This window comes from Bacillus salipaludis, from assembly GCF_030938565.1.
Lineage (GTDB): Bacteria > Bacillota > Bacilli > Bacillales > Cytobacillaceae > Neobacillus > Neobacillus salipaludis_A.
The window spans coordinates 1,404,077-1,421,265 of record NZ_JAVGVR010000001.1 but is presented as its reverse complement, the minus strand read 5'-3'; the positions used below and the strand labels follow the sequence as shown (position 1 = coordinate 1,421,265).

The window sequence follows — 17,189 nt, the reverse complement described above, 5'->3', positions numbered from 1 at the left end:
TATAATGTTTCTTACTTAACCAATTTCATTTTCTTAGCAGAAGAACAAAATTGCAACACAATCTACCCAAAAGGATATCGATTCTAAAAAACTTGTTGTTTATCGCATCACATGTGAACGTTTTCATTTTATAATCTATGAATAATCTTGTCAATAGGACAGGGAGGATTATTTTTTGTCTCTTTTTTCAACATATATCTTAATTCACTGTTAGATTGCCATTTAATATGGCAATAAAAGAGTCAAAGATGTCTTGTTTGCAAGGACACTAGAGAGTTTCGTTTCTATTCTCTCCAAAAAAGTTCCAAGGCAATACGGCTTTTTTCACTCAAAAAAAATGCGGATAAAAGGCGTAAGCCTTTATCCGCATTAATCTTGATCTATTGTTTTCCATATATGTTCATACACATGTTTCAACGGGATGGTATGAAGCTTTGCCAATTCTTTGCATTCCTCATACTCTGGAGCTCTTTGCACAAGCTTGCCTTCGTAATATCCCTCCTTCACGGTGACAGGTCCCCACACTGTTTCTACACATTTAAACTGTCTTTCTAGCCTGTGGACCGTTAAGGGATAATAGCGTATACCCAATGTTGTTGTTTCTTTAAATAAAATCTCTTTCATTTTATCTAGTTTATGACGAGATGACAGGAGCTGAAGCAAAACTCCCGGTCGATTTTTTTTCATATAAATAGGTGTATAAAATACATCATTGGCCCCAGCTTCAAAAAGTAAATCCATGACATAACCGAGCCATTCACCTGGTATATCATCAAGATTTACTTCTATTTTAATCATTTCATCATCAATATGTTCGTTGTTATGAGGATGAGAAACCATTTTTACTCCTCCTATGGTCTATTCCCCAATGATAACACGAAGTACATTGGGATGGTCTTTAAAGGTTTTTGTTCCAGCACCATATCCAATTGATTCTACTTTCATAGAGGGAATCGGGCAATATTCTTCTGCCAGCACAGCAGCTATGGCTGCACCTGTTGGGGTTGTAAGTTCAAATCGTACATTGCTTTGTTCAATCGGTACACCCTTTAGTACTTCGAGTGTCGCTGGAGCAGGAACTGGATAAATCCCGTGATCAATATGTATTTTCCCTGCGCCGACAGGAACGGGTGAAGATTTTATTATCTTTATGCCCAACTGATGAATTAAAATGGCAGCTCCGACAATATCAATGATCGAATCTACTGCACCAACTTCATGAAAATGAACTTTTTCTAATGGCAAACCATGAATATGCCCTTCCGCTTCACCTATTTTCCGAAAGATTTTTAAGGAAGTCTCTTTCACTTCAGTTGCCAAGTCTGATGATTCAATCATTTTTACAATATCATTGTATGAACGGTGGTGGTGATGATGGTCATGTTCATGATGGTGATCATGCTCGTGATGGTGATGTACATGATCGTGGTCATGCTTATGTTCATGATGATGTTCATGATGGTGGTCATGCTCATGATGGTGATGTTCATGATCGTGGTCAGGTTGTGTTAACACTACATTAAACTTAGTACTGGTGATCCCGTTCTTCAAGATTTTCTTCCAAGTCAATTGATATTCATCTTCAAAATGAAGCTTTTTAAATTCTTCCACTAAAATAGCCGGATCTGCCCCTGCATCTAAAAGAGCTCCAATAAACATATCACCGCTGATCCCTGAAAAACAATCGATATATAGAGTTTTCATCCCTTTTTTGCTCCTTTTTTTGCTATGTTATCAATTAGTACAGCGTTGTAGGCAGCACCAAACCCATTGTCGATATTCACAACGCTAATACCAGAAGCGCATGAATTCAACATGGTCAGCAACGCGGACAAACCATTAAAATTGGCACCATAACCAACGCTTGTTGGAACTGCAATGAGCGGATGTGTTACGAGACCCCCAACGACACTTGGAAGAGCGCCTTCCATTCCTGCTACCACAATTGAAACAGTCGCCTGTTGAATTTGTTCAATATTATCAAATAAGCGATGAATCCCAGCGACCCCAACATCATAAAAACGACGAACTTCACTTCCTAATGCTTCAGCTGTAATTGCAGCCTCTTCTGCTACTCTTAGATCTGATGTACCAGCACAAACAATTGCAATATATCCTTGATAAGATTCCTTTCCATTTATGTTTTTTTTCCAGTAGAGAATCTGTGCGGTTTCATTATAAATAAATTCAGGATGTTCACGAAGGATATAATCAGCTTTTTCTTTTGAAATTCGTGTAACTAATATATTTTGATCTTTTGATCTGATTGCTTTTATAATGGAATGGATTTGTTCTTTCGTTTTCCCTTCCCCATAAATCACCTCTGGGAACCCTTGACGATTCTTCCGGTGGTGGTCGACTTTTGCAAATCCTAAATCCTCATATGTGGCTAACTTTTCTTTCGCCTCTGAAACACTTAATTTACCCGTCTGAACTTGCTGCAATATCTCTTCCAACATTTTTTTCACTCACCTTAAACGATCTTGTTCAATTCAAACCATATCAACTATTATTTTCTTTGGCCGTTCAAAAATACTATTTTTCAGCCCCTCCAATTATAGAATAATCTTTGCGTAAATGCATAGTTGACTTTATTATTAAATAAATATTAAAACCGTTTCTATTATGTATAACGTACCCGTAAGTATTTAAATATGTTTTTCTTAATGTGATTTTATGGTAATCCCTGTCGGTTATACAAGCCGATTTGGAATTTTGTTTACACTTAATTGAGCAGTAAATTTATAGAACAAAGCTTGTTCCAGTATTGTCACTGGAACAGGTTTTGTTTATTATTGTAGAATACTTTTTAACTCCCCAATAGATTCAATTGAAACAACCATTTCATCACCGGATTTTAACCAGTTTTGTTTTTCCTCTGGATATCCCAGGATGACACCATCAGGGGTCCCTGTAAAAATAAGATCTCCAGGCTTTAAAGTCATATGCTGCGAAATATAACTCACCAAAGTTGCGCAGTTAAAAATCATATCCTTTGTATTCGCTTTTTGGCGAACTTCTCCATTCACTCGGCATTCAATCGTTAAATGGTTGGGATTGATTTCATCACTTGTCACAACATATGGGCCAATAGGAGCGAACCCGTCCGGAGTTTTTCCAAGAAGCCATTGTCCAGTTTTGAATTGCCAATCTCTCGCAGAAACATCATTACCAGCTGTATAACCAAAGACATAGGACAATGCTTCTTCCTCTGAAACATTTTTGACTGTTTTGCCGACTACAAGAACAAGCTCCGCCTCATAATCCATTTTTCCAACACCTTCTGGAATAATAACAGGCTCTTGGTGGGCCGCTAAAGTATTATTAAATTTACTGAATAAAATCGGTGAAGTTGGAATATCCATATTAGACTCTTTGGCATGATTAATATAGTTTAAGCCGACACAAATAATTTTTTCCGGATTCGTCACAACTGGTGCGTAGGTTACAGCATCGTCCGAAATAAATAATTCATCATTTCTGTGTGATATAGACCGTTCTACTAAACTTGTAAGTTTAGCCAGCCCTTCCTCAGAATGAGAGATTACCTCTTTTAAGGTAACTGGAACGGACTGCTCGAAGGCTTGGGCTGCTTCTTTAATATCTAAAATCCCAAAATCTGTTTTCACCCCTAAACAAATCTCATCGTTTTTCTTAAATTGAAGCAGTTTCATCGTGCCACATCTCCTCTTAGTTTTATGACTTTTCAAATAATATATTGGTACATACTTTACTCAAAATCAACTTATAAAAAAATTTGCCCCCTCAGAAACTCACTTCTAAGGGGACAAGACTCAATTAACTTGCACCAATATGCTGCTCGATTTCATTTAAAATACTCTCAAGAGAAGTTACAACACCCTTTTCATCCTTGTAACTAATATGTCTAGGCTTAAAATGTACGGGTGAGTCAATACCGGCTGCGGCTGCAACCCGAAATAAACCCTTACGTAGTGTGACAAGATAGTTCACAACACGGTATTTCTTTTCATCGATTACAAGTGCCTTTTGCAGGTCGGGATCAGTTGTTGTAACCCCAACTGGACAGGTATTGGAATTACATTTTAAGGTCTGAATACATCCAACCGTTATCATAAAACCACGGGCAATATTCACCAAATCTGCTCCCATGGCAAGCGCAATCGCAATGCGGTCAGGGGTAAACAGTTTCCCTGATGCGATGATTTTCACCCGGTCGCGTACCCCATATTTATGAAGCGTGGAGACCAAAATTGGAAGAGCTGACTTTAGTGGTAATCCAACGCTATCAATCAGTTCCTGGTAGGATGCTCCTGTGCCACCTTCACCGCCATCTACCGTAATAAAGTCCGGGCCTTTTCCGGTTTCTTTCATATATCTTGCTAATTGTTCTACACTGTCATTCCCACCGACAACAATCTTCATTCCGACTGGTTTTCCTGTTGTATCGCGGATTTTTTCAATAAACTCACACATTGAAGGAACATCACTGAACTGATGGAAACGGTTCGGGCTATCTACCGATTTATACGGTTCAACCTTCCGAATTTCGGCAATTTCAGGGGTGACTTTTTCTCCGTCAATATGACCGCCCCGCGTTTTCGCTCCTTGGGCAAGTTTAAGTTCAAATGCTTTTACCTGCGGAATCTCACTCTTGCGTTTCAACTCATTCCAATCCACGCCCCCATCTTTATCACGTACTCCAAAAAGACCAGGGCCAATCTGCATAATAATATCTACTCCGCCCTCTAAATGGTATGGGGATAAGCCGCCTTCACCTGTATTCATCCAGGTCCCTTTTGCTAAGGCCAGGCCTTTAGAAAGGGCGGTAACTGCATTTTTTCCAAGAGCACCATAGCTCATCGCAGACATACCGATTAACCCCTTTAATACAAAAGGGTGCTTACAATTAGGACCTACCACTACGGCATCATCATCGTGCAATAAATAGGCAAGTGCCTCTTCATCCTCCCATTTTTCCTTTCTTTGTGAAAAAAGCGGATCTCGCAGTAATAGATACCTTTTTGTGTTCACCTTTGTTTCCCGATCCATTTTCTCTTCTTCCGCCAATTTTGGAAACATATCATTACGGACAAAAAGCCCTTCTTCCTCAAAATCACGTTTCGACCCAAAGGCAACAACATCCCGTTTGTACTTGGCACTTTTTACGATATGTTCATATTCATCCCTTGAAAAGGGCTTTCCCTCTGTATCGCTGTTGAACCAATATTGGCGAAACTCCGGACCGACTTTTTCTAAAAAATAACGCATCCTTCCTAATACCGGATAATTCCTTAAAATGGAATGCATCTTTTGATTTCGATCCAACCTTAACAAATAGACAAGTAAAATCAAAAGTCCAATAATAATAACAACAAAAACGATAAATCCAATAATCGTGAAGACATCCGCGATATTCATCCAAATCCTCCTTGACATGAGTTGAATTCTTTATAATTTGCTCTGTATTGGAAAAATTTATGCTTTCCTTTATTTATGTATTTAACCTTTAAGGACTGATTTTTATTCAATGCATGTGAAAACTTCGAAAGAAATTGTCTATGCGATATTTGCTGGTGAGGGGAGGGTACGGTAGGAGCTTTCTGATGGATGTTTTTCTTTATGATGAATAAGTTGCATTCCAAAAATATATTTTATCATCTGGTCCTATGCGGGAGCGTCGGATTCTCATAATAAAAGGGCTGATGGCGTTGTTATTACTTCACCATCAGCCCTTTTTATTAAGCAATATTTTGCTTTTTATTTGAATCCTCTAACGGAACACGTTTACCCATTTTAAAAAGATAAAAGCTGCCCGCAACAATGGCAAGGAATACCAGACCTACAATTAACGAAACACGAGTATCAGTATTGATCCACATTCCCACAAGGACGAATAGTAAAAATACAATCGTCAAATAATTGCTGATTGGAGAAAATGGCATCTTGAAAGAATGGCTGGACATTTCAGCAGCTTTTTCTTTTCTAAATTTAAGCTCACTAATGATTATGACAACCCAAGGCACCATTCCTGGGAGAACACTGGCACTATAAACATAAAGGAAGAGACCTTTTGGAGCAATATAGTTCAAAATTACCCCAATAAATAAGCCGATCAGTGTTGCGTAAATGCAGTTTGCCGGAACCCCACTTTTTGAGATTTTAGCAAAACTTTTTGGTGCTTGGCCGTTTATGGCTAAAGTATAAAGCATTCGACCTGCACTATAAATTCCACTATTTGAACCGGATAAAGCTGCTGTGATGACAACAAAGTTAATAATACCCGCAGCAGCTGTAATTCCTACCTTAGCAAAGGTCGAAACAAACGGGCTGCCAATTGTCCCTAATTGATTCCAAGGATACACAGTAACAATGATAAAAATTGCACCAATATAGAAAATTAAAATTCGCCAAATGATATTATTAATTGCCTTTTTTAAGGTTTTAGTCGGATTTTTTGCTTCCCCTGCCGTGATACCGATGAGTTCCACTCCCTGATAGGCAGCTACTACAAGAGATAATGCAAAGAAGAATCCTTTAAAGCCGCCTGTGAAAAAGCCGCCATGTTTCCAAATATTCGATAACCCGATGGCATGTCCATGGTTCCCTAATCCAAAAAATATTAAACCAAGACCTGCAATAATCATGAGGACAATCGTTACTACTTTAATAAGAGAAAACCAAAATTCAAATTCTCCATAAAACTTAACTGAAACTAGATTCGCAAGTCCTAAGATGACCATCGCAATGATTCCTGGCAGCCATTGAGGAAGATTCGGAAACCAATAATTCATATACATTCCTATCGCAGTAATTTCTGCCATTCCAACAAGAACCCATTGAAACCAATAACTCCATGCTGTCATATAACCAGCTAATGGATGAATATATTTATGGGCAAAAGTTGCAAAGGATCCGGTGGTTGGCTCTGAATAGAGCATTTCACCCATTGCGCGCATAATGAAAAAAATAAAGATTCCGGCAATCGCATAAGCCAGCATGACAGATGGACCTGTCCATTTAATCGTACTCGCTGATCCCATAAATAAGCCGACGCCGATGGTGCCGCCTAATGCAATCATTTCAATATGACGTGCCTCTAGTCCCCTTTTCAACTCTTTATTTGCCACACAATTCCCCTCCTGATGAATAAATTTAATTATTTAATTTTTATTAATTTCTGAAATTTAATGATATAAAAATAATATTTTTACCTTAATAAACGCTTTCAAAATTATCCAAAACACTAATCAAACATAGATAATTATTAAATTACCTACTTTTAAGATATTATATCAAAAGCAAAAAATAAAGACTTGAAATTTTTAAAGATAATAATTCCCCATCTTTATATAATTTCCGAGAATTCAAAATTTTCATTTTATAGATTTGCAAAATAGAGTAAAATAGTGGTACTAGCTAGAAAGAGATAACTTCAAGCCTATTTTGGGAAAGCATTCTTTCATGGAGGTGAAAGTCAATAATTAAAAATTGGAAAGTAAAAATGGCGGTTAAAAATTTAAAAAGGGAAGGGAAAATAAAATGAACGCAAAAAAAATGGTTCAAATTGTAGTCGGTTCCAATGTCCTTTTATTATTCGTCCTTGTTTGTCTTCCAATTTTTCTTGTTGACCCAGATTCTAATGTCATCCAGGCTTTTCTAAACTCTATTCAGGGAGAGTAGAAGTTCCTTACTACAAGATCTCAAGAATGAAAAACGGCTGATTCCCGTTTTTGGGAATCAGCCATCATGTTAAGATAGATCCAAACACTGAAGCCGCCAATAACTCAACCAATTAATCGACATCATTTATCTATCCTTTTTAACTTACATTTATGCTACTTTGGTATATTAGCTCGTGATGTACCAAAATAGTTACGAACTACTATCATTATCAGTACAATGACGGGCATTCCAACTAAAAGAGGGAACCCAATTAAGTAAGGCATTTTATTATAAAAAAATCCTTGATAAGTAACTTTATTGTTCGCCCATACCAAAGAGTAAATAAAGATGAGGGAAACTACGGGAAAAATCAAGGGCTGATATCGTTTAAATTTAAAAATATCTGTTAACCCAATCACTACTGCGTAAACATAGAGAATGATTTTAATGAAAAATCCGACAGCAAATGTCCCAACCACGATGGAGTCCATCCTCTGGATAATATGACCAACATTAATCTTTTCAACTGCACTAAGCAACGGGATTTCAACAGCTTGTGCTCCAATACCTATTACACTAATGATCAGGAGAAAGGTCCAAGAAAGACCTAAACCACTTAAAAAAATAGACAATAAACCAGATCTTTTCACCAAATCAGGCTTATTTAAATAAGGGAAAAACATAAGGAAAAGGAAAATTTCCCCAAATGGGAAAAAAATCATTAATGTGACTGAGTGCTTTAGAACTGGCAGCCAGCCGAATTCTAAAATGGGCTGCAAGTTCTTAAGTTTTATAATACTGGAAGCCACCACAGTAAAATTACCAGTTAAGCCAAAAACAACCATTGCAGCAAATAATATCTCCGCCGTTCTCCCTATAACTTCAATTCCTAAATAGCAGGCATAAGAAACCAGGACGAGACTGATGAAAACAATAACAGGAACCGGGGTATCCGGTAATATATAAGTTCCCATTGTATCCCCTAAATGCCGCGCATTAACTGAGGCTACAAAGAAAAAATAGCTAATATAAACCAAACTTAAAGGAATCCCAATATATTTACTAAATACTTTTACTAAAATTCCTGTAAAAGGAAGAGTAGGATACTGTTTAAATATCTGTAGGTATACCAAGAAAAATAGAATGAGTGCTCCGAACATGCCAATAAAGATTGATATCCAAGCATCTTGTTTCGCTTGCATCCCCATTCTTGTAACAATTCCCGTTCCTAATTGAAATAAAAACATGAGAGAAAACAATTGCTTTGAATCAATCTTCGCATTTTCCATATGGTTAAATCCTTCCCTACTCGTGCAACCAATTTACATTTATTATTTTCAACTATTCCCTGGTAAATTAAACCTCTTCATTCCTTCATATTTTTATAAATATGGAATCCAAATTATCCTTTTATAAATAGAATATGCCTCATTCAAGTGGAAATAATAACCTTAAATATAGCAGAAATATGAGGGAAAAAACTTTGAATTATTTAAAAATGAAAGGCAAAAAGTCGTTTAAGGACAAGTGGAAAGATTTACAGAAAAAAGCAACAGAACAAAAAATTCAACCTAAACAACCTGAAGAAAAACCTTTAGAGCCTGGTTTATTGGATAACATCCGAAGAATTAAAGAATTGTTTGGAAACAGTGACGATATTATTATGAGGGAAATCAGAATTGGTAAGGAAGGAAAGATTCGTGCTTGCATCGTTTTTACAGACGGTTTGATTGATAGTCAATCCATTCAAAATTTCATTATGGAATCGTTAATGATTGATTTGCGAACAACAGATAGACAATCAGAACCCTTCACTGAAGAAAACCTTTTAACCTATTTAAAAGAAATGGTTTTAACAGTCGGAGACATTCAAGATATAGATGATTTTACGAATCTGCTGGATTCGCTTTTAAATGGTAAAGTCATTCTTTTATTTAATGGATATACCCAAGGGTTCGCAATTGAAATGAAAGGGGGAAAAGAACGGTCAGTTGAGGAACCTACGACAGAAACGACAATCAGAGGACCCCGGAAGGATTTACAGAAAATATACGGGTTAACACTTCATTATTACGACGGAAAATTAGAGACCACAATCTATGGATTGAATCCAGAAAAATTGGAAAAGTATCAAAAACAAACCTATCCATCATGTATATAAAAGGAATTGTAAATGAAAAAATTGTCGAGGAAGTCCGCAGACGGCTTGATCGAATTAAGATCGATAGTATTTTAGAGACCGGCTATATTGAAGAATTAATTCAGGATGCGAAATGGTCACCTTTTCCTACCATGTACCATTCAGAACGACCTGATGCCATCGCCGCCGATCTGTTAGAGGGTCGTATTGCCATTCTAGTTGATGGCACACCTTTTGTGATGACAGTTCCTGTCATGTTCGCACAGTTTTTACAGTCACCTGAGGATTATTATAACCGGGCGGATATTACTACACTTCTTAGGATCCTTCGTTATGTCGGTTTTTTTATCGCATTATTAGCACCTTCCTTTTATATTGCTATTACCACCTTTCATCAAGAAATGCTGCCAACGCAATTACTCATTACTCTTGCTGCCCAGCGGGAAGGTGTCCCCTTTCCAGCCTTTATTGAAGCACTCGCAATGGAGGTCAGCTTTGAAATATTACGTGAAGCAGGGCTAAGAATGCCGAAAGCGATCGGCCAAGCAGTATCCATCGTCGGAACACTTGTCATTGGTTCGGCAGCTGTTGAAGCAGGATTTGTGTCTGCTGCCATGGTAATTGTTGTCGCCATTACGGCCATATCCAGCTTTATTGTTAGTAATTATGAATTAGCTATTGCAATCAGAATGTTACGCTTCCCTTTCATGGGACTCGCTGCATCATTTGGTTTATTTGGAATCATAGTAGGATTGATTGCCTTGGTTCTTCATATGTGCAGTTTACGTTCTTTTGGAATACCTTATATGGCACCGTTCGGTCCCTTCATTAAAGACGATCAAAAGGATGCCATTTTCCGCTTCCCAAGATGGGCAATGTCAAAACGGCCTAAATTAATAAGTCAAACCAATATAAGACGTGAAGATACCCCTGCACCTAAACCTGACTCAAATTAAGTAGATGGTCATAAAATGATAAAGCTGCCTTTTCTCCGAAAAGGCAGCTTTATCATTTTTTATCCAGATTTATTAACTTCCTTATTGCATTTATTGTTAATAAGAGTAAAGGAAGAACCAATCCGTACGTTGAGGCATATAGCGGCCAAATATAATTGCCAAATGCGGCGTAGCGGGTAACATTAGGATATAAAAACAAGGACATCACAACCAAAATCATCCCTAAGGGTAACGTAAATGGCCGATAATCTTTGATGTTCAATATTTGAACAAAACCTATAATAGATGCGTAGAAATAAATCGTCATCTTAAAAAAAATCGTTATTAACCACATAATCGCTAATATGGCTTCAATCCTTTGCAAAAAATCCCCTACATTTATCCTCCTAGCTAAAGAATAACTGGGGAACATTTGTCTCGAACTATTTTCAGGACCTAAAACTAAAATCGTTAATGTTGTAAGGATAATTAAACAGACTCCTGCTATGAATAGTGCAATATAAAAGTTTTTTTCAGCTTTCTTTTGTTGATTCACTGAAATAGGGAAAATCATCAATAATACAATCAAAGGTAAAGAGAAAATACTTATAAAAAGAAATACAGCACGGATCATCGGTTTTATTCCTGTTTTCAATATAGGTTGAATGTTTTTAAACTCCCATAAATCAGGCGTTAATATTAATGAAACCACTAATAATACGAATAAAAACATAAATAAAGGAAAGAACAATTCTGCAGAACGAGCCAACGTTTCAAGGCCTAGTCGAATGCCCATGATTAAGATGCATGCGAATAAAATATGGATTGACACGTGTGGCGTCTCTGGGATAATCTGAGTCGTTAAGAAAGTTCCAGCATAATACAATAAATCTGCGGCGTTGATAAATGAAAAGATAACAAACATAAGAGAAATGGCCTTACCTAACCATTTGCCGAGAAGTTTTTCAATGATTTCAACTAGAGTCATCGTCGGGAACATTCTCCCAATAGCGATATATAAAGCCACCGTCAAAAAACCAATCGCTGTACCGATTATAGCAGCAATCCAAGCATCTTGTTTGACCTCTTGTGCAAGACTACCAGGCATCACAAAGATGGTAGTGCCTATAGAAAATAAAATTACTAATATTCTAAATTGCCGTACACTAATTTTAAGATTGGTCACCATATTCTTTACTATACCTATTTCAGAAATCCGTATATAAAATCACTAAATGGTTTAAAAATATACGTAATTCCAATAAGTGGATTCGGAATGTGTAAATCTAAACTTTGTGCTATACCTAATCCAACAGCAATCAGCATTAAAATAGAAAATACCCATAATTCTTTCGTTAACTTGTTTTTTCTCAAGTTAGGAAGTTCAAAAGCAATCATCATAATCGCTGCCACTATTGTTCCTGCAACACCTAGCATTCGGAGGACTCCTTCTATTTAAATTCCATCACTGGATCTTCCCAATATTCTTATTAAAATATCCAATTCTTTACTGAACCATTCTTTACTATTCGAATACTTAACAAATTGTTCTAATCTATTTTAGACGGTTTGTCGAAGCACAAAAATTATTACTATTTTCAATTGCTTAAACAGCCATTTTTTGGGGAGTATATAACTAGCCTTAAAAGCCTAAAGGAGTATGGGCATGAACCGAAACTTCTTTTTTATCATCCTATCCATCTGCTCTCTTCTTGTCCTTACTTCATGTTGGAACCGAAAAGAATTAAATGAACTAGCCATTGTGTTTGGAATGGGGATTGATATAGAAGATGGTAAATTTATCGTGACTGCACAAGTCGTTAATCCTGGAGAAATTGCTGAATCACAAGGCAAAAGTGGAAACTCACCCGTAGTTGTTTATCAAGAAAAGGGGAATACATTGTTCGAGGCAATTAGGAGAATAACTACAGTTTCACCAAGAAAACTATATTTTTCCCATCTTCGGCTTCTCGTGTTTGGAGAGGAATTGGCAAAAAAAGGGATCGGGAAAACATTAGACTTTTTATCAAGGGATCCAGAGATGCGAACAGATTTTTATATTGCAGTAGCTAAAAATAATAAAGCAGGCGATATCTTAAAAATCGTAACTACCATGGAAAAAATACCAGTCCAACAATTATTTGAATCGCTTCTTACATCGGAAAAAGAATGGGCACCAACCCTGCCAATCACGCTGGATCAATTGATTTACGATATATTAAGTGAAGGCATGAATGCTAAGTTAACTGGAATTATGCTTAAAGGAAATGTTCAAACAGGAGAAAAATTAGAGAATACACAACAATCTAAACCAGCTGCATTTTTGCAATATGATGCGATTGGTGTATTCCGCAAGGATAAATTAATTGGCTGGTTAAATGATAACGAAAGCAAAGGCCTTAACTATGCTTTAGGGAATGTTAAAGATACTGTTGTAACCATACCCTGTCCCCAAAAAGGGAAGGCAGACATTGAATTAATTCGTACAAAAGCTGATTTAAAAACAAAGACTTTAGACCACAAGCCATATGGAATGATAAAGATAAAGGCAGAAGGTTATGTTGGGAATGTACAGTGTAAGACACTGGATTTAACCAAACCAGAGACAATCAGTCATTTAGAAATAAATACAGAGAAAAGAATTCAACAAAACATTCAAAAGGCTTTAAATGCTTCACAAAAGAAATATAAAATAGATCCATTTGGTTTTGGTGAAGCCGCCCGTCGTTCCAACCCGGATTACTGGCATTTAATCAAAAATGATTGGATACAAATCTTTGAAACCATGCCTGTCGAGATAGAAGTAACGGTAAAATTACATGACATAGGAATGATTAAAAACTCTCCTCTAAATAAAATTAAGGACAAACCTGCTACTTTATATGAATGATTTGCTTATGAATCTTTGATTGAGATTGGAGGATTTATATGGAACGAAAAATCCTTATGACCATTTTTTTCTGCTCTTTTATCCTCCTTACTGGTTGTTGGAACCGCAGAGAATTAAATGAACTTTCCATTTTATTAGGATTGGGAATTGATAAAGATAATGAGCAATATATTATAACGGCTCAAGTAGTGAATCCAAGTGAAATTGCATCTAAACAAGGCGGCAGCGGAAAAGCTCCAGTGGTCGTTTATCAAGGCAAGGGAGAAACATTATTTGAAGCAGTAAGAAAAGTGACAACTGTTGCCCCGAGAAAGCTTTATTTTGCCCACTTACGAATTCTTGTCTTCGGAGAAGAATTAGCAAAAGAAGGGATTGGCGAAATGATAGACTTTCTTTTAAGAAATTCAGAAATACGAAATGATTTTTATATTACCGTATCCAAGAATTCTAAGGCAGCAGATGTTTTAAAAATATTAACCCCATTAGAAAAAATTCCAGCGAATAGTTTATTTGCTTCTCTCCAGACATCAGCGAACTCATGGGCTCCAACCGAGGGGATTACATTAGATAAGCTAACCTCTAACATGGTAAGCGAAGGGATTAACCCTGTATTAACTGGTATACAAATAAAAGGAAACGTACATGAAGGTGAAATGAATACTAATTTAGATCAGACAAAACCAAAAAGCATTCTACAATATAAAGGAATGGCGGTATTTAAACATGATAAACTGATTGGATGGATGAATGAAAGAGAAGGTAGAGCCGTCCATTTCGCCTTAGGAAAAGTGAAGAGCAGCGTTGGATATATAAAATGCCCACAAGGTGGAAAAGTAGTAATTGAGGTGGTTCACACAAAATCCAAACTAAAGACAGAGATGATTAAGGGAGAGCCACATGGGTTTGTACAGGCTAAAATACAAGGAAATGTTGCCGAAGTTGAATGTCAGGGCTTAGATTTAACCAATCCAAAATCAATTTCCTATATAGAAAAAGAATCAGAAAAAGAGCTTACTAAAATCATTGAAAAGGCAATACACCATCTTCAAAAAGACTATCAATCGGATATTTTCGGATTCGGTGAAGCGCTCAATCGTTCTTCACCGAATGATTGGGCAAAATATAAAAAGGATTGGGACCAAACGTTTTCACAGATGCCTGTAACCGTCAAAGTTGATATGACGATCCGGCAAACTGGTACAATCAATAATTCTCCTCTTAATAAAATGGAAAATAAATAGGTCTTAAAGGGTTCTACCCCGATGGAAAAGTGAGGAACAAGTATGCTTGAGAAGGGTAAAATTTCACCTCATCAATTTACAATAATGGTTGCATCATTTATCGTCGGCGGCAGTATTTTGTATGTCCCATCCGGGCTTATACATAGTGCGAAACAAGATGCATGGCTAGCAAATATTCTTGCGGTCGGTTTGGGACTATTACTGGTATTACTATTCAATACACTAGGAAGTCGTTTTCCAACGATGAACCTTGCTGAGTATAGCGAAAAAATATTTGGAAAACCGCTTGGAAAAATCATTTCTCTTCTCTATTTTACTTATTTTTTTCTTAGTACTGCCAATTTTGTTCGACAGATCGGTGATTTCGTTATCATACAGATCCTGCCGGATACCCCTATTCTTGCGATTCATTTTCTTTTTATCATCATTATTATAATGGGCGTCCGTTATGGACTTGAACCTTTTTCACGCGCTTTTGAAATTTTCTTTCCATTTATTTTGTTACTTTTTATTATCTTCATCATTTCAATTTTCCCGATGTTTCAATTCCAGCAATTACAGCCAATATTAGGAAATGGAATGAAGCCTGTAATAGGAACAGCAATTAAATCCCTTGGAACACCTTATTTGCAATTAGTGTTGTTTTTAATGGTCTTCCCTGCTGTAAACCAAACAACAATCGCAAAAAAGTCCTTTATGCTTGGAACAGTAATAGGTGGAAGTGTGTTGTCACTGGTTACAATGGTTAGTATTTTGTGCCTTGGAACTTATTTTTCTGAAAGTCAGCAATTTGTAAGTTATGTCCTAGCACTAAAAATCAATATTGGCGGCATTTGGCAGCGTATTGAAGCAGTTATGGCATTCATATGGTTCACGACAACTTATATTAAAATCACACTTTATTTTTATGCATCGGTTTTATGTATGGGTCAAATTTTAAAACTTAAAGAATTTAAATGTTTAACTTTTCCACTAGGGTTCATCACGCTTATTCTCTCCCTTATTGTCAATAAGAATATTGTTGAGTCAGATCAGCAAGCTGAATGGTGGACAGCATTTTCCCTCCCTTTTGGTCTTTTTATTCCGCTATTATTGCTGGTCGTGGGAATGGTTAGAAAAAAGCGCTAGTTCCACTTATTCGTTTACCACATTTGCTTACATCGATATACTCAAAAGGCATCCGCAAATTTACCGCGGATGCCTTTCTTTAAATTTAGAAATAATTACGCTTATACTCTAACTGTCCAGCCAAATGGGTCAGGTTCAGTTCCATTTTGAATTCCGGTTAAGGAATCATATAGTTTTTGAGATAATGTACCGATTTCACCATTATTAACAATCATTTTTTCGTTTTTCCATAGTAGTTCCCCAATTGGTGAAATAACAGCTGCTGTTCCTGTCCCGAAAGCTTCCTCTAGAGTACCTTCATGACATGCCTGCTGAATTTCCTCGATTGAAATTTTCCGTTCAACCACCGGTACATTCCAATATTTTAAAAGCTCAATAATTGATTTTCTAGTGATTCCTTCTAAAATGCTGCCATTTAATTCAGGGGTAACAACCTCTCCATTGATTTTAAAGAAGATATTCATACTTCCGACTTCTTCAATGTAGCGCTGTTCTTTCCCGTCCAGCCAAAGCACCTGGGAGTATCCATTCTGATAAGCAATTTCTCCAGCCTTTAAACTGCTTGCATAGTTACCAGCTGTTTTCGCATTCCCTGTTCCACCTTTTACTGCACGAACATACTCACTTTCAACCGCAATTTTAACCGGGTTAATTCCTTCTTTATAATAAGCACCTACTGGTGAAAGAATAATCATAAATCGGTAATTTTTGGAAGGTGAAACCCCAAGATGTGGTTCTATTGCAATCATAAATGGACGAACATAAAGGGATGTGCCTTCAACCCCAGGAATCCACTCCCGGTCAATGCTGATCAATTGCTTTAATGCGCTTAATGCCAATTCCTCATCAATTGACGGCATGCATAATCGGTCATTTGAACGATTTAACCTTTTCATATTTTCATCAGGTCTGAATAACAAAACCTGCTCATCTTTTGTTAAATAGGCTTTTAGTCCTTCAAAAACTGTTTGACCATAATGAAAAACCATTGCCGCAGGATCGAGAGTGATTGGTTGATAAGGAATAATTTGCGGATCATGCCAGCCCGTTCCCTCTGTGTAGTCCCAGACAAACATATGGTCCGTAAAGACCGTTCCAAACACAAGGTTGTCAAAGTCTGGTTTTTGTTTTCTTGTTGAACTAAGTGTAACTTCAATTTGTAATTCTTTCATCTTCCTATCTCCTATCCAGGTTCCTATCCTACCATTAAT

The 17,189-nt window shown here is 36.8% G+C and carries 12 protein-coding genes and 2 pseudogenes; 5 read left to right on the top strand and 9 right to left on the bottom strand.

All coding sequences use genetic code 11. The annotated features are described in order from the left end of the window. Window positions 1–369 precede the first annotated feature (369 nt). The 5 genes and pseudogenes from larC to RCG21_RS06885 form a co-directional block, all read right to left on the bottom strand. Window positions 370–1,659 (bottom strand): annotated as a pseudogene (gene larC, locus RCG21_RS06905) (nickel pincer cofactor biosynthesis protein LarC). A gap of 41 nt (window positions 1,660–1,700) precedes the next feature. After that, window positions 1,701–2,459: a nickel pincer cofactor biosynthesis protein LarB gene (gene larB, locus RCG21_RS06900; protein WP_133337457.1), complete on the bottom strand. Its 759-nt coding sequence runs from the start codon at window positions 2,457–2,459 to the stop codon at window positions 1,701–1,703. A gap of 333 nt (window positions 2,460–2,792) precedes the next feature. Beyond that, window positions 2,793–3,674: a fumarylacetoacetate hydrolase family protein gene (locus RCG21_RS06895; RefSeq protein WP_133337459.1), complete on the bottom strand. Its 882-nt coding sequence runs from the start codon at window positions 3,672–3,674 to the stop codon at window positions 2,793–2,795. Between the two features lie 124 nt (window positions 3,675–3,798). Next, window positions 3,799–5,400, bottom strand: coding sequence for an FMN-binding glutamate synthase family protein (locus RCG21_RS06890; protein WP_133337461.1), 1,602 nt, complete (start codon window positions 5,398–5,400; stop codon window positions 3,799–3,801). A gap of 320 nt (window positions 5,401–5,720) precedes the next feature. Further along, window positions 5,721–7,109 carry an amino acid permease gene (locus tag RCG21_RS06885; RefSeq protein WP_133337463.1) on the bottom strand — a complete coding sequence of 463 codons (1,389 nt, stop codon included), beginning with the start codon at window positions 7,107–7,109 and terminating at the stop codon, window positions 5,721–5,723. Window positions 7,110–7,521: 412 nt separating this feature from the next. Between RCG21_RS06885 and RCG21_RS06880 the strand changes: the two genes are divergently transcribed. Continuing rightward, on the top strand, window positions 7,522–7,662 hold the full coding sequence (locus RCG21_RS06880; protein ID WP_155925514.1) for a hypothetical protein: 141 nt from the start codon (window positions 7,522–7,524) through the stop codon (window positions 7,660–7,662). A 155-nt stretch (window positions 7,663–7,817) separates the two neighbouring features. Here the strand turns inward: RCG21_RS06880 and RCG21_RS06875 are convergent, their stop codons facing one another. Next, entirely contained in the window at window positions 7,818–8,933 is a 1,116-nt protein-coding gene (locus RCG21_RS06875; protein ID WP_133337465.1) for a GerAB/ArcD/ProY family transporter, read from the bottom strand. A gap of 209 nt (window positions 8,934–9,142) precedes the next feature. Between RCG21_RS06875 and RCG21_RS06870 the strand changes: the two are divergent. After that, window positions 9,143–10,740, top strand: a pseudogene (locus RCG21_RS06870) (spore germination protein). A 52-nt stretch (window positions 10,741–10,792) separates the two neighbouring features. Here the strand turns inward: RCG21_RS06870 and RCG21_RS06865 are convergent. Next, complete coding sequence (locus RCG21_RS06865; RefSeq protein ID WP_133337467.1) at window positions 10,793–11,908, bottom strand: GerAB/ArcD/ProY family transporter; 1,116 nt, start codon at window positions 11,906–11,908, stop codon at window positions 10,793–10,795. 14 nt (window positions 11,909–11,922) lie between these two features. Beyond that, the gene (locus RCG21_RS06860) at window positions 11,923–12,156 is read right to left on the bottom strand and encodes a hypothetical protein (protein WP_133337469.1); all 234 of its coding nucleotides are present in this window, start codon (window positions 12,154–12,156) and stop codon (window positions 11,923–11,925) included. A gap of 229 nt (window positions 12,157–12,385) precedes the next feature. Between RCG21_RS06860 and RCG21_RS06855 the strand changes: the two genes are divergently transcribed. The 3 genes from RCG21_RS06855 to RCG21_RS06845 are packed head-to-tail and all read left to right on the top strand — an operon-like array spanning window position 12,386 to window position 15,978. Next, window positions 12,386–13,609 carry a Ger(x)C family spore germination protein gene (locus RCG21_RS06855; protein ID WP_133337471.1) on the top strand — a complete coding sequence of 408 codons (1,224 nt, stop codon included), beginning with the start codon at window positions 12,386–12,388 and terminating at the stop codon, window positions 13,607–13,609. A 38-nt stretch (window positions 13,610–13,647) separates the two neighbouring features. After that, on the top strand, window positions 13,648–14,850 hold the full coding sequence (locus RCG21_RS06850) for a Ger(x)C family spore germination protein (RefSeq protein WP_133337473.1): 1,203 nt from the start codon (window positions 13,648–13,650) through the stop codon (window positions 14,848–14,850). A gap of 42 nt (window positions 14,851–14,892) precedes the next feature. Next, window positions 14,893–15,978, top strand: coding sequence for a GerAB/ArcD/ProY family transporter (locus RCG21_RS06845; protein ID WP_133337475.1), 1,086 nt, complete (start codon window positions 14,893–14,895; stop codon window positions 15,976–15,978). Between the two features lie 101 nt (window positions 15,979–16,079). Here RCG21_RS06845 and RCG21_RS06840 read toward each other — a convergent pair whose 3' ends face one another. Beyond that, window positions 16,080–17,150 (bottom strand): branched-chain amino acid aminotransferase, encoded by a 1,071-nt coding sequence (locus RCG21_RS06840; RefSeq protein ID WP_133337477.1) that lies wholly within the window; start codon window positions 17,148–17,150, stop codon window positions 16,080–16,082. Between the last annotated feature and the right edge of the window lie 39 nt (window positions 17,151–17,189).

What these genes read in the sequence shown, in the direction of transcription:
- larB (WP_133337457.1), bottom strand. Translation starts at nt 2,459, where the DNA reads ATGTTGGAAGAGATATTGCAGCAAGTTCAGACGGGTAAATTAAGTGTT.
- RCG21_RS06895 (WP_133337459.1), bottom strand. Translation starts at nt 3,674, where the DNA reads ATGAAACTGCTTCAATTTAAGAAAAACGATGAGATTTGTTTAGGGGTG.
- RCG21_RS06890 (WP_133337461.1), bottom strand. Translation starts at nt 5,400, where the DNA reads ATGAATATCGCGGATGTCTTCACGATTATTGGATTTATCGTTTTTGTT.
- RCG21_RS06880 (WP_155925514.1), top strand. Translation starts at nt 7,522, where the DNA reads ATGAACGCAAAAAAAATGGTTCAAATTGTAGTCGGTTCCAATGTCCTT.
- RCG21_RS06875 (WP_133337465.1), bottom strand. Translation starts at nt 8,933, where the DNA reads ATGGAAAATGCGAAGATTGATTCAAAGCAATTGTTTTCTCTCATGTTT.
- RCG21_RS06865 (WP_133337467.1), bottom strand. Translation starts at nt 11,908, where the DNA reads ATGGTGACCAATCTTAAAATTAGTGTACGGCAATTTAGAATATTAGTA.
- RCG21_RS06860 (WP_133337469.1), bottom strand. Translation starts at nt 12,156, where the DNA reads ATGCTAGGTGTTGCAGGAACAATAGTGGCAGCGATTATGATGATTGCT.
- RCG21_RS06855 (WP_133337471.1), top strand. Translation starts at nt 12,386, where the DNA reads ATGAACCGAAACTTCTTTTTTATCATCCTATCCATCTGCTCTCTTCTT.
- RCG21_RS06850 (WP_133337473.1), top strand. Translation starts at nt 13,648, where the DNA reads ATGGAACGAAAAATCCTTATGACCATTTTTTTCTGCTCTTTTATCCTC.
- RCG21_RS06845 (WP_133337475.1), top strand. Translation starts at nt 14,893, where the DNA reads ATGCTTGAGAAGGGTAAAATTTCACCTCATCAATTTACAATAATGGTT.
- RCG21_RS06840 (WP_133337477.1), bottom strand. Translation starts at nt 17,150, where the DNA reads ATGAAAGAATTACAAATTGAAGTTACACTTAGTTCAACAAGAAAACAA.